Raw genomic sequence first — 13,656 nt, 5'->3', positions numbered from 1 at the left:
ATGTTAGAGATTATCTATCAAGATGAGTTCGTCGTTGCCGTCAATAAACCCGCAGGTATGTTAGTTCACCGTAGTTGGCTTGATAGCAAAGAAACCGTTTTTGTTATGCAGACCTTGCGGGACCAAATTGGTCAGCATGTTTATCCCATTCATCGTCTTGATAGACCCACATCAGGGGTTCTATTGTTCGCCTTATCGAGTGAGGTCGCAAGATTATTAGCGGAGCAATTTGAACAACATAAGATGGAAAAAACGTATCATGCTGTTGTACGCGGATATGTGACAGATGCCCAACGATTGGATTATCCGCTATTAGAAGAGCTGGATAAAATAGCAGATAAACATGCTTCTAAAGAGCCGAAATTGCAGGATTGTGTGACGCATTATCGTCCACTGGTAACCGCTGAATGCCCTGTCGCTATTGGGCGCTATGAAACCTCTCGTTTTAGCTTAGTAGAGCTTAAGCCAGAAACTGGGCGTAAGCACCAACTTAGACGCCATATGTCCCATTTGCGCCATCCAATCCTGGGTGACAGTAAGCATGGAGATCTGCGCCAAAATCGTGGGGTTGTTGAGCATTTCGGTGTATCACGCTTAATGTTGCACGCTAGCCAACTTGTATTTATTCATCCCATAACAGAAGAACAAATATCGTTGGTTGCATCTTGGGATGCACAATGGTTATCGCTCATTGAACAATTTGGGTGGCTAGATACGGTCAAAAGTTTAGATATTAACGTTATCAATCATGCAATTTGATAAGTTTTAATAGAGGGGAGGTATTATGTCAAAGGTGGGTATTTTTGTCGGAACTGTGTATGGAAATTCGCTGGCGGTAGCTGAAGTTGCTGAAGAAATTTTAGCGCAACAAGGCCACGAAGTGGTGGTTTTTGATGAGCCAACATTAACGGACTGGCAAAGTTATAATGCAGGGGATGGCGTTGCATTAGTGGTGACATCCACCACTGGACAAGGGGACTTACCAGACACAATTGCACCTCTATTTTATGAAATTAAAGACGTATTAGGTTATCAGCCTGAGCTGAAATATGGTTTAGTGGCGTTGGGTGATAGTAGCTACGATAATTTTTGTGGGGCAGGAAAGCAATTTGATGAGTTGCTAGCAGAACAATCTGCCAGTCGTCTCGGTGATATTTTGTATATTGATGCAACAGAAGTTGATGCACCGGAAGAGTTTGCTAAGCCGTGGGTACAAGCCTGGGGTGATTTACTCTAAATTTCTGCACCGTAAATGGCGATCTTCCTATCAGATAAAAACGATCTGATTTATGGCTATTTACGGTGCAGTGGATTGGTCATTACTTGCGAGTCAGTTTTTCCAAATCCGCTTCAATCTCAGCAATTTTATTTGAAACAACATGTTCTAAATGACGTAAATCATCGAGAATTTTGTGTTTTAAATCGATATCTGGTTGATCGTTTTGACAAATTTGATCAAGTTCTTCAATTGCATAACGTAGATTTGTATTGATCTCGTTAATTTCTTTGAAGTTATTGCTTCCATCGGTTGCAGCAACAGTCTTACGCTGGCGTGGATATTTAAATTTTACGCTTTTAGCGAAAAATTCACCTTTATCTTTGCGAAAATAAATTTTTAAAATATCGTTGTTAGCTTCTTGGCGCAGGGAATAGCGGTCGATATCTTGTGGGTTACTGATACCTAAACTCTTCAAATTGTCGTACATGTTAGCTCGCTTAATTGTAAGGGACTGAGTCGATAAACAAGGCGGTCTCTTGATCACGTTTTTACTAAACCATATTTGCTTATAAAGCGATTAGTTACAAAATAACTATCTAATCATAGCAGTTTATTGATAACGGTTAGTAAACTCTCGGTCATATTATGCGCGATTTCTCTCATTTGACCAACCTCTGTTTGTAATAAAAAACGCTATATTACTGGTGTTATTGATATATAACAGGAAGGCTCTGGCTGGTTGGCGTAGGTGTTTATGCTTAAAGGGAGGATTTTTTTATTATAAAACCATGTAGCACTTGGCTACCCGATTTGCATACGGGTATGCGCTTCGGGGTAGCTTCGCGTTATCACCTTGTCACATTAAAAATGTAAGAGGAGGTGAGTGAGACGAGAACGATAGAATAGATTACTCGTCAATACTTCTTAATAATTCATTGATACCAACTTTACCGCGAGTTTTTTCATCCACTTTTTTCACGATCACGGCGCAGTATAGGCTGTAGCTTCCATCTTTAGATGGTAGGTTGCCAGAAACGACGACGGAACCTGCAGGAACGCGACCGTAGAATATTTCGCCGGTTTCACGGTCATAAATTTTGGTACTTTGCCCCAGATAAACGCCCATTGAAATGACGGAGCCTTCCTCAACAATCACGCCTTCAACGACTTCGGAACGAGCACCGATAAAGCAGTTATCTTCGATAATAGTTGGGTTGGCTTGTAATGGCTCCAGAACACCACCAATACCAACGCCACCTGATAAGTGAACATTTTTACCGATTTGAGCACATGAACCAACAGTTGCCCATGTATCAACCATTGTTCCTTCGTCAACATAAGCCCCAATATTGACATAAGATGGCATTAATACGCTGTTTTTAGCGATATAAGCCCCTTGACGCACGGCTGCCGGTGGTACGACACGAAAGCCTTCACGTTCAAAACGTGCCTTATCGTAATCTGCAAATTTCATTGGTACTTTATCGAAATAACGACTTTCAGCACCTTCAATCACTTGATTATCATGAATACGGAAAGAGAGCAGAACGGCTTTTTTTAGCCACTGATGGGTCACCCAGACGCCTGCAATTTTTTCTGCCACACGCAGTTTTCCGCTATCTAATAAAGCAATAGTGTCCATTACGGCTTGTTTCACCGCAGGGGAGACCGTATTCGGTGTAATAGAGGTTCGATCTTCAAATGCTTGTTCAATAATCGCTTGTAATTGCTGCATTAATTGTATTTCTCCTTCAATTCAAATGCTTTAAGGTAAAAAGTGCCTTCAATAGGTTGGCACTATAATTTATCCTTCGATTTAATAGCTTCTGTCAACCTTTCTGACAACTCTTGTTGCATATTTTTACATAAAGCTTTGTGGTTTTTATCTGCAAGAACAAAAAAGTCTTCGGCTTTTTCGCCAATAGTCGTGATCCGTGCACCGTATAGTGAAATTTCCATTTGGGCAAAAATGTGACCTATTTTGGCTAACAATCCCGGCTGATCGAGGGCAAATAATTCCATATAGGTACGCCGTTCATTATTGGAATGTAGAAAATTCACTTTAGTTGGCACACTAAAATGACGCAATTTAGCGGGGATAGAGCGGGATTTTGGTTGCTGGACTTCGGGTTGTTGAATTGCCAGCAACAGCGCTTTGCGGATAGGATCATATCTATCTTTAGCGAGAGGCGCACCATTCGGTTCTAAGACCACAAAGGTATCCATAGCCATATTGTCTTTGTTGGTGAAAATTTGTGCGCTATGAATACTTAAATTGCGTCTATCTAATTCACTCGCGACTGCGGCAAATAGATGCGATTTATCATGGCACCAGATGAAAATTTCGGTGCCACCATGTTTGGGTTGAGTACTGATTAATACTAGCGGTTGAGCAAGGTCGTGCTGTAAAAGATGATTAGCGTGCCAAGCTAGCTGTGTTGGGGTATGACGCAGAAAATAATCCGCATGACAACGAGACCATAATCCGTTGAGTTTCTCTTCATCAGAGGGGGAGAGCCGTAACAATGATAACGCTTGGTAGCGATGGTGACGTATGCGCTCACGCAGATCGGGTGTACTCTGCATGCCTTGGTTTAGCTGGTGCTCCGTAGATAAATAGAGTTCACGGATCAGGCTCTGTTTCCAACTATTCCAAAGCGTGCTATTCGTGGCACAAATATCAGCAACAGTTAAGCACATCAAATAGTTAAGGCGAGAGGTCGATTTGACATCTCCCGCAAATTGTTTGATCACATCGGGATCTTGGATATCTCTGCGTTGAGCAGTTACTGACATCAATAGATGTTTTTTTACCAGCCAAGCCGCAAGTTCCGCTTCTTTGGTTGTAAAGTCATGCTGTATCGCAAAATCATATACAAATTCAGCGCCAAGATCTGAGTGATCACCTGAACGCCCTTTAGCGATATCATGAAACATGGCCGCTAAGCGAAGTAATTCAGGTTGCAGAATTTTGGGGTACACACTCACACACAGAGGATGTTCTCGGCGATTTTCTTCTTGGGTAAAGCTGTCTATTTTTTGCAGTACCCGAATAGTATGCTCATCCACGGTATAGGCATGAAATAGGTCAAACTGCATTTGACCCACAATATTGCTCCAATACGGTGTGTAAGCACTTAGAACACTGTGTAGGTGCATAGGGACAAATGCACCTTTAATGGCTCTCGGATGACGCAATATTTTAAGAAATAAGCGTCGAGCCTCGGGAAGTGCGCATAGTGGAACCTCAAGGTTTCGTCTGGCAAAACGAAGCTGACGTAATGTGGTGGAATAAATTCCCGTGATATTTGGGTAGCGAGCCATTTGATAGAACATTTTCAAGATGCTTTCTGGCTGCTTGATAAATAGCATTTCATCAATCACGTCGATCAAAGTGCCGCGTAGCTGGAAATTTTCATCAATAGGGCGCGGTTTTTCATCCGGATTTAAGGCAAGAATGGCTTCATCGAATAGCTGCAAGAGCATCTGATTCAATTCTCGTACTCGGCGAGTAACGCGATAGAAATCTTTCATCATACGCTCGACGGGTTGATTTTTATCCCCATCGTAGCCCAAGGCGCGCGCAACACTAAATTGGCGATCAAATAATAGGCGGTTATCGTAGCGTTTGACTTCTAGATGCAAGGCAAAACGGACTTTCCATAAAAAAGTGAGGCACTCTTTTAACTCTTGGCGTTCTTCCTCGGTTAGGAAACCAAAGCCAACCATTTCATCAACGGTGGTAGCACCAAAATGACGGCGACCAACCCAGAGCAAGGTATGCACATCTCGCAAGCCTCCGGGACTACTTTTAATATCGGGTTCTAGATTATAACTGGTACTGTGATAACGCTGATGGCGTTCTTGTTGTTCTTCAATTTTGGCAGCAAAAAAGGTGGCTGAAGGCCAAAATTCATCACTAAAAATAGTTTTTTGTAATGTCAAAAATAGGGTGATATCACCACAAATTAGGCGTGACTCAATCAGGTTCGTCGCGACGGTTAAATCTGCTTTACCTGCTTCGATACATTCTTCGAGTGAGCGGACACTATGCCCAATATCAAATCGTAGATCCCAGAGGAATGTGATGAATTGACCCACTTTGCTGGCAATCTCATCAGGTAAAGGTTGTTGACTGAGTACCAAAATATCAATGTCAGATAATGGATGAAGTTCGTGGCGACCATATCCTCCGACGGCGATGAGTGACATATCGGCGTATTGATCAAACTGGTAGGCTTGCCATAGCTTGGTTAATAAGGCATCAAGATAGTCGCTACGAGCATGTATTAAATCCGCAACATTTTGGCCTTGGTGAAAGGCGGTTTCTTGGCACGCATCAAATTGATCAACGTGTTGCCGTAATGTTGATAACTCGAGATCTGAAGGGTGAAATAGGGTTGGTGATAGGTAGCTGTTTGAAGGTGCCGTCATCATTCTCTGTCCGTGTTGATAGCCATACAGAAATTATGACCAGCTTACGTTTTTTCTGGAAGGATGAACAGAGAAACAAGCTCCCCAATAAGAGGAGCTTAGAAGATGATTATTCGTTGATAAGAACCGCTGAGATAAATGGCTCTTCTTCTTTACGTAGCGTCAGAATTTCACAGCCATTATCAGTAACCACTAAAGTATGTTCATACTGTGCGGATAAGCCTCTATCTTTGGTTTTTACCGTCCAGCCATCTTTCATAGTACGAATACGGTAATCCCCAGTATTAACCATAGGCTCAATAGTGAATGTCATCCCTTTTTGCAGAATTACACCGCTGTCATCTGCGTCATAGTGCAGAACTTGCGGCTCTTCATGGAAACCTTTACCAATACCATGGCCGCAGTATTCGCGAACGACAGATAGGTCTTGTTTTTCAACGAATTCTTGGATGGCTTTACCAATGGTACGTAAACGGATCCCCGGTTTTACCATGCGAATAGCGAGGTAGAGGCTTTCTTGTGTCACTTGGCACAGGCGCTCGCCTTGAATGGTAGGTTTACCTACGATAAACATTTTTGAGGTATCGCCGTGGAATTCATCTTTAATAACGGTCACATCAATGTTTACTACGTCTCCATCTTTCAGAATTTTATCGTCACTTGGAATACCGTGACAGATAACATCGTTGACAGAGATACAAACGGATTTTGGGAAGCCATGGTAGTCAAGGCAGGCTGGGATCGCTTGTTGTTGCTCAACAATGTGTTTGTGGCACAGACGATCAAGTTCACCTGTACTGACTCCCGGCACTACATGCGGTGCGATCATCTCTAACACTTCAGCTGCTAGTCGACCAGCAACACGCATTTTCTGAATATCTTCTTCAGTCTTAATAATAATAGCCATGAGTTCAGTCCATATATGTCCGCAAGAATTTGCGACATGTTAAATAAAGGCGGTTGAAATGGGCAATTGTTGCAACATTTTTACCATTGATAGTGGTATGGTAACAGTCACCGCATTTTCTGCCAACTATCTACCAAATAGTAGGAGATATGTTGAGTTGCCAACCAAGGCCTAAAGGGTAAGCCACATGGCTATCTCAGTTTGTTCAAATTGAGCCTTTTGTAGCACAAATTGCAAAAAATGAGTTTCTCAATTCGAATAAACCCATTTTTTAGATTATAGTTTAGGTATTGTTTTGTTGTACCACTAAATTAGACCATCACTTCGGTGATATCACGACACCATATTCGATTTTTATCAGCGAAAAAAGCAACAAATATTGGATTGCAACTCTGTTTTATGGTATAAAGCGCGCCGGCAATCCATATTTTTCTTCTTATCTCATTTGGGTGTTCATTTTTGAGCGCTAGGTGCAGATCTCAGGTTCAAGTGGATTAGCGTAAACTCAAACTCAATTGTGTAATAACACACACGGATCGGCACGTGCACCGGGGTGCTCTTATGCGTTTAGACGCAGCTTTAGAGTCGGTAGCATGGGATTCGTGGAGGCATAACCCCAATTACTTATATTCAGAGGTATAAAATGGCAACTGTTTCCATGCGCGATATGTTACAAGCGGGCGTTCACTTTGGTCACCAGACTCGTTACTGGAACCCAAAAATGAAACCTTTCATTTTCGGCGCTCGTAACAAAGTTCATATCATCAACTTGGAAAAGACTGTTCCAATGTTCAACGAAGCTCTGGCTGAGTTGACTAAAATTGCTTCTCGTAAAGGCAAAATTCTGTTTGTTGGTACTAAACGTGCTGCAAGCGAAGCCGTTCAAGAAGCTGCTAACAGCTGTGACCAGTATTTCGTAAACCATCGCTGGTTAGGCGGTATGCTGACTAACTGGAAAACTGTTCGTCAGTCAATCAAACGCCTGAAAGATCTGGAAATTCAGTCACAAGACGGTACTTTCGACAAACTGACCAAGAAAGAAGCGCTGATGCGTACTCGTGAACTGGTTAAGTTAGAAAACAGCTTAGGCGGTATCAAAGATATGGGCGGTTTACCTGACGCTCTGTTCGTTATCGATGCAGACCACGAACACATTGCTATCAAAGAAGCTAACAACTTGGGTATCCCAGTTTTCGCTATCGTTGATACTAACTCTGATCCAGACGGTATCGACTTCGTTATCCCTGGTAACGACGATGCAATCCGTGCAATCAAACTGTATCTGGGTGCTGTTGCAAACACCGTTCGTGAAGGTCGTTCACAAGATCTGGCTGTTCAAGCAGAAGAAAGCTTAGTAGAAGCTGAATAATAAGGCAAAAGCCCTTATTAACCAGGTATTGCTATATATTGGTTAGAAGGGGCCTACTAGGCCCCTTTTGTTTCTGTGAATCAGAACTATCCTTGCGAGGAAAATCTCGTGAGGCATATCGAGGAATAAATCACATGTCTGGAATTACCGCTGCATTGGTAAAAGAACTGCGCGAACGTACTGGCGCAGGTATGATGGAATGTAAAAAAGCACTAGTTGAAGCTAATGGTGATATCGAATTAGCAATCGACAACATGCGTAAATCAGGTCAAGCGAAAGCAGCTAAAAAAGCAGGCCGTGTTGCTGCTGAAGGCGTTATCCTGACTGAAGTTTTCAATGATGGTAAAACTGGCGCGTTGATCGAACTGAACTGCGAAACTGACTTCGTTGCTAAAGATGCTGGTTTCTTAGCATTCGGTAAAGAAGTATTAGCATCAGTTGTTGCTGATAAAAACGCTGACATCGATGCTCTGAAAGCAAAATTCGAAGAAGCTCGTACTGCTTTAGTTGCGAAAATTGGTGAAAACATCAATATTCGTCGCGTTGCAATTCTGGAAGGCGCACAAGTAGGTAGCTACCTGCACGGCGCACGTATCGGTGTTCTAGTTGCCGCTGAAGGCGCAGATGAAGAACTGCTGAAGCATATCGCTATGCACATTGCTGCAAGCAAGCCAGAATATGTAACCCCAGACAACGTTCCAGCTGATGTTGTTGCTCATGAGCACCAAATTCAGTTAGACATCGCAATGCAATCTGGTAAACCACGCGAAATCGCTGAAAAAATGGTTATCGGTCGCATGAACAAATTTACTGGCGAAATTTCTCTGACTGGCCAGCCTTTCGTAATGGATCCAAGCAAATCTGTTGGTGACTTACTGAAAGAAAAAGGTGCTAAAGTCACTAACTTCATCCGTTATGAAGTAGGTGAAGGTATCGAGAAAGTTGAAACTGACTTTGCAGCAGAAGTTGCTGCAATGAGCAAGTAATCAACTAAAAGGGCCGCCAATTGGCGGCCTTTCTTTAATACACTTTATATTTCAAGCTACATGTGCGCTAGCTTCGTTTAACTTGAACTATTTTGTGTAATATTGATATAAAATGAATTTTCGTCATATAGAGTTATTGATAACTCTATATATGTAACTCCAATAATTACCTGTTAGGACACAACTCATGGCAACCAATGCAAAACCCGTTTATCAGCGAATTCTGCTTAAGCTAAGTGGCGAAGCTCTACAAGGCGCAGAAGGTTTTGGTATCGATGCTAGCGTTTTAGATCGTATGGCTCAGGAAATCAAAGAACTTATAGAACTGGGTATACAGGTCGGTGTGGTTATTGGTGGTGGTAACTTGTTCCGTGGTGCGGGTTTAGCACAAGCTGGCATGAACCGCGTTGTTGGCGACCATATGGGGATGCTGGCAACAGTGATGAATGGTCTTGCAATGCGAGATGCGCTGCACCGAGCATATGTGAATGCAAGATTAATGTCTGCAATTCCACTGAATGGCGTGTGTGATAACTATAGCTGGGCTGAAGCTATTAGCCTGCTACGTCATGGCCGTGTGGTTATTTTTTCTGCGGGAACAGGAAATCCATTCTTCACAACGGACTCAGCAGCATGCTTACGCGGCATTGAAATTGAAGCTGATGTTGTATTGAAAGCCACAAAAGTTGATGGCGTATACTCTTCAGATCCTGCTAAAGATCCTGATGCCGTTCTGTATGAAAATTTGAATTATCAAGAAGTTCTTGAGCGTGAATTGAAAGTTATGGATTTAGCTGCATTCACTCTAGCTCGCGATCACAACCTACCAATTCGTGTTTTTAACATGAATAAGCCAGGTGCGTTACGTCGTGTTGTGATGGGCGAGAATGAAGGAACTCTGATTTCTCACAATTAATACTCAGAGACATGGTCTGAGTTTAAATGTATTATCTAAAGTAAATTCAGACAATTTAAGCGAGGCTGCTTTGCGGCCGTTAATAACAAGTTCTTAAGGGTTGATAACGTGATTAACGAAATCCAAAAAGATGCTCAAGACCGTATGGAAAAGAGCCTTGAAGCACTAAAAAGTCAAATCAGTAAAATTCGTACTGGTCGTGCGTCCCCAAGCCTGTTAGATGGCATCGTAGTTGAATATTATGGTTCTGCAACACCTTTACGCCAACTAGCGAACGTGACAGTTGAAGATTCTCGTACATTAGCAATTTCTGTATTCGATCGCTCTATGTCTCCAGCGATTGAGAAAGCAATTATGGCGTCTGACTTAGGTCTGAATCCATCATCAGCAGGTACAGTAATCCGTGTTCCACTCCCAGCGTTGACTGAAGAACGTCGTAAAGACTTAATCAAAGTCGTTCGTGGTGAGGCAGAGCAAGGTCGTATTGCTATTCGTAACGTCCGTCGTGATGCTAACGATAAAGTTAAAGCTTTACTGAAAGATAAAGAAATCAGTGAAGATGATGAACGCCGTTCTCAGGATGATATCCAAAAGCTGACTGATAGTTTTATCAAGAAAGTTGATGAGGCATTAGCGCAAAAAGAAGCGGAGTTGATGGAGTTTTAATCCATCTTGATAATAAAGCCATCTGAGCACATTTTTTAAAAGTGTGCTTTAGCATGGCTTTATTATTTATCATTTCTATTAAACAATCCTTTCTTATCTCTAAGCTGATATAATCTCAGTATTGAATTAATACAGAGTATCTGATCACTATGAAACGTCTTACTATCCTGGGTTCTACAGGTTCAATCGGTACAAGTACACTTTCTGTTGTTCGCCAAAATCCTGAAAAATTTCAAATTGTTGCTTTAGTTGCAGGTAAAAATGTGGCTGAAATGGCTAGTCAGTGCCTAGAATTCAATCCAAAATATGTTTCGATGGCAGATGAACACGCAGCAAAGGAATTACGCATTATTCTGACCGAAAATAATTGTAAAACTGAAGTGTTATCGGGTCGAGAATCTGCGATTGAGCTAGCTGGGTTAGATGAAGCTGATCAAGTTATGTCGGCTATCACGGGGGTTGCAGGTCTATTACCTACTTTGGCGGCGATCCGTAAAGGAAAAAGAATATTATTAGCGAATAAAGAGTCACTGATCACTAGTGGACGTTTATTCTTTAATGCGATTCGTGAACATAATGCAACAGTCTTTCCTATTGATAGTGAGCATAATGCAATTTTCCAAAGCTTACCTACCGAGATTCAATTAAATTTAGGCTTTGCAGATCTGACGAAGTCGGGTATTTCCAGCATCGTATTGACCGGATCTGGTGGCCCATTTAGGGATACAGCATTATCTTACCTAGATAATGTGACGCCTGATGAAGCGTGTAATCATCCTAATTGGTCTATGGGGCGTAAAATTTCGGTCGATTCAGCGACAATGATGAATAAAGGCTTGGAATATATTGAAGCTTGCTATTTCTTCAATGCTAATGAAACACAGATGGAAGTCATTATTCATCCTCAGTCTGTGATTCACTCAATGGTGCGTTATCGGGATGGTAGTGTTATCGCCCAGCTAGGAACGCCAGATATGCGTACACCTATTTCTTACAGCATGGCCTATCCTCAACGCATTATCTCAGGTGCAAAAGCATTAGATTTTACAACGTTATCTTCATTAACATTTGTTGAACCTGACTATCAACGCTATCCTTGCCTAAAATTAGCTATTGATGCCTGTCACCAAGGCCAAGCGGCAACAACGGCACTGAATGGTGCGAATGAAATTACGGTTGCAGCTTTCTTAGAAGAAAAAATCCGTTTTACGGATATCGCAAAAATTAATCGTAAGATTATGGATAAACTTCATTTTTCGGAACCAGCATCCATTGATGAGGTCTTAGAAATCGATGCTTGTGCTCGCCGTGAAACGACTCAACTCATTTCTCAAGAATTTTAATCTTGATATGTGATTTATTTAGTTGCTGATAACTATAATATATCTTTAATATGTGTGGCTATGTTGAAAAATAGAGACAATATCGGCAGTCTTCAAATTAAAGGATGTGTCTTATCAGCAAATGTAATCATAAGCGTTATGATTGAGCCGGATTTCCAAGTAGTACAGACAAGGATTAACATTTAATGAACTCTAGTGGTGAAAATCTCTCTGAATCTATGATGCCGAAGCATGTTGCTATCATAATGGATGGTAATGGACGATGGGCTAAACAGAGAGGAAAATTCAGAATTACTGGTCATCGAGCAGGTGTTGAATCTGTACGTAGTTCTGTGCGTTTTGCGGTAAAGAATAAAATTAGTTCACTCACTCTTTACGCATTCAGCAGCGAAAACTGGAAAAGACCAGAAAAAGAAGTGAGTTCGTTGATGGATCTGTTTGTTTTTGCATTAGATAACGAAGTTAAAAATCTCCATAAAAATAATGTAAAACTCAAAATTATTGGTGATGTTAGCCGTTTTAGTGAAACGTTAAGAAAAAGAATTGATAAAGCGGAAGCGTTAACTGCAGACAATACGGGTTTACAGCTAAACATCGCAGCAAATTATGGTGGTAGATGGGATATTGTTAACAGCGTCAAACAAGTTTATGGCAAAGTCAGTCGTGGTGAGCTTTCTATCGATGATGTGGATGAATGTGCAATTAGTCAGCATATTTGTATGAATGACCAAGAAAATGTAGATTTGGTTATTCGTACAGGTGGAGAACACCGCATTAGTAATTTTTTATTATGGCAAGTCGCTTACGCAGAGTTTTATTTCACTAACGTGTTATGGCCAGATTTTGATGAGACAGTATTTCAGAGTGCAGTGGATGCTTTTAGTCAACGTGAGCGTCGCTATGGTGGGGCTGAATCAGATGACGAACTCGTCAAATAAAAGGGGATGGATGTGCTGAAGTATCGTTTACTCACTGCGGTAATTTTAATACCTATTGTTATCGCAGCTTTATTTTTACTTTCTCCGGCTAATTTCGGGTTTGTTGTCATTGCAGTCTGTGCATTGGGTGCATGGGAATGGGCTCAGTTCGCAGGTTGGCATTCACAAGTTAAACGTATTGGTTTAGCGGCCGTATTCGCAGTGGTATTGTTGGCGATTCAATTTTCTTTACCTGACATGACCATGCTAACCCATGAGCCACTGATTCTGTATGGCTTATGGGCCGGACTGATCTGGTGGGTCGCTGCGATTTTACTTGTCGTGACTTATCCAGCTTCTGCCTCATGGGGCAAGTCTATCATTCTTCGTTTGTTATTTGGCGTGTTAACGATTGTTCCATTCTATTGTGGAATGATGGTGTTAAGAACTATTGGTTATCAAAGTGATAGCTCATTTGGTGCGTGGTGGCTTTTATATGTCATGTTGTTAGTTTGGGGAGCAGATTCTGGTGCTTATGCATTTGGGCGCACCATCGGACGTAATAAAATGGCGCCAAAAGTATCGCCAGGTAAAACATGGGAAGGATTGATTGGCGGTTTAATCACTGCGGGCATCATCTCATGGTTATTTAGTTTATATGCTCCAATCCCTGTCATGCCAGATTATTTACTAGTGACATCAATTATTGTTGTTGTAGTATCTGTATTTGGCGACTTAACCGAAAGTATGTTTAAGCGTCAATCTGGTATCAAAGATAGTAGCCATTTGATTCCGGGGCATGGTGGAATTCTTGATAGAATTGACAGCCTGACAGCCGCAATTCCCGTATTTGCAGGGCTGAATTTGTTAGTTTTTAACGGTTTTGGTCTTTAGGAATA

The 13,656-nt window shown here is 41.7% G+C and carries 13 protein-coding genes; 9 read left to right on the top strand and 4 right to left on the bottom strand.

Annotation, left to right across the window (positions count from 1 at the left end; translation table 11 throughout):
• Together truC and EL244_RS13890 are read left to right on the top strand one after the other, a co-directional pair.
• Window positions 1-759: a tRNA pseudouridine(65) synthase TruC gene (gene truC / locus EL244_RS13895; protein WP_006814053.1), complete on the top strand. Its 759-nt coding sequence runs from the start codon at window positions 1-3 to the stop codon at window positions 757-759.
• A gap of 25 nt (window positions 760-784) precedes the next feature.
• Window positions 785-1,237 (top strand): flavodoxin, encoded by a 453-nt coding sequence (locus tag EL244_RS13890; protein WP_006814052.1) that lies wholly within the window; start codon window positions 785-787, stop codon window positions 1,235-1,237.
• A gap of 82 nt (window positions 1,238-1,319) precedes the next feature.
• Here the strand turns inward: EL244_RS13890 and EL244_RS13885 are convergent, their stop codons facing one another.
• The 4 genes from EL244_RS13885 to map all read right to left on the bottom strand — a co-directional run bounded on the left by EL244_RS13885 (window position 1,320) and on the right by map (window position 6,560).
• The gene (locus EL244_RS13885) at window positions 1,320-1,706 is read right to left on the bottom strand and encodes a DUF3461 family protein (RefSeq protein ID WP_006814051.1); all 387 of its coding nucleotides are present in this window, start codon (window positions 1,704-1,706) and stop codon (window positions 1,320-1,322) included.
• Window positions 1,707-2,126: 420 nt separating this feature from the next.
• A complete protein-coding gene (gene dapD, locus EL244_RS13880) occupies window positions 2,127-2,954 on the bottom strand; it encodes a 2,3,4,5-tetrahydropyridine-2,6-dicarboxylate N-succinyltransferase (protein ID WP_126461654.1) in 828 nt (275 codons plus the stop codon).
• Between the two features lie 62 nt (window positions 2,955-3,016).
• Window positions 3,017-5,656: a bifunctional uridylyltransferase/uridylyl-removing protein GlnD gene (gene glnD, locus EL244_RS13875; RefSeq protein ID WP_126461651.1), complete on the bottom strand. Its 2,640-nt coding sequence runs from the start codon at window positions 5,654-5,656 to the stop codon at window positions 3,017-3,019.
• A gap of 106 nt (window positions 5,657-5,762) precedes the next feature.
• Window positions 5,763-6,560, bottom strand: a complete 798-nt coding sequence (gene map / locus EL244_RS13870) for a type I methionyl aminopeptidase (protein ID WP_006814048.1) — start codon at window positions 6,558-6,560, stop codon at window positions 5,763-5,765.
• 643 nt (window positions 6,561-7,203) lie between these two features.
• On the opposite strand from map, the gene rpsB reads away from it, so the two are divergent.
• The 7 genes from rpsB (at window position 7,204) to cdsA (ending at window position 13,651) form a co-directional block, all read left to right on the top strand.
• Window positions 7,204-7,929: a 30S ribosomal protein S2 gene (rpsB, locus tag EL244_RS13865; RefSeq protein WP_006814047.1), complete on the top strand. Its 726-nt coding sequence runs from the start codon at window positions 7,204-7,206 to the stop codon at window positions 7,927-7,929.
• Window positions 7,930-8,063: 134 nt separating this feature from the next.
• Complete coding sequence (gene tsf / locus EL244_RS13860) at window positions 8,064-8,915, top strand: translation elongation factor Ts (RefSeq protein ID WP_006814046.1); 852 nt, start codon at window positions 8,064-8,066, stop codon at window positions 8,913-8,915.
• A 187-nt stretch (window positions 8,916-9,102) separates the two neighbouring features.
• Complete coding sequence (gene pyrH, locus EL244_RS13855; RefSeq protein ID WP_006814045.1) at window positions 9,103-9,831, top strand: UMP kinase; 729 nt, start codon at window positions 9,103-9,105, stop codon at window positions 9,829-9,831.
• Between the two features lie 108 nt (window positions 9,832-9,939).
• On the top strand, window positions 9,940-10,497 hold the full coding sequence (gene frr, locus EL244_RS13850) for a ribosome recycling factor (RefSeq protein ID WP_006814044.1): 558 nt from the start codon (window positions 9,940-9,942) through the stop codon (window positions 10,495-10,497).
• A 149-nt stretch (window positions 10,498-10,646) separates the two neighbouring features.
• Window positions 10,647-11,840, top strand: coding sequence for a 1-deoxy-D-xylulose-5-phosphate reductoisomerase (ispC, locus tag EL244_RS13845; protein WP_006814043.1), 1,194 nt, complete (start codon window positions 10,647-10,649; stop codon window positions 11,838-11,840).
• A 185-nt stretch (window positions 11,841-12,025) separates the two neighbouring features.
• Window positions 12,026-12,778 (top strand): polyprenyl diphosphate synthase, encoded by a 753-nt coding sequence (uppS, locus tag EL244_RS13840; RefSeq protein WP_126461648.1) that lies wholly within the window; start codon window positions 12,026-12,028, stop codon window positions 12,776-12,778.
• A 6-nt stretch (window positions 12,779-12,784) separates the two neighbouring features.
• Complete coding sequence (gene cdsA / locus EL244_RS13835; protein WP_154600458.1) at window positions 12,785-13,651, top strand: phosphatidate cytidylyltransferase; 867 nt, start codon at window positions 12,785-12,787, stop codon at window positions 13,649-13,651.
• Window positions 13,652-13,656 lie beyond the last annotated feature (5 nt).

The sequence above is a fragment of the Providencia rustigianii genome, from assembly GCF_900637755.1.
In the GTDB taxonomy this organism is placed as follows: domain Bacteria; phylum Pseudomonadota; class Gammaproteobacteria; order Enterobacterales; family Enterobacteriaceae; genus Providencia; species Providencia rustigianii.
This window is presented reverse-complemented; position numbering and strand designations above follow the sequence as displayed.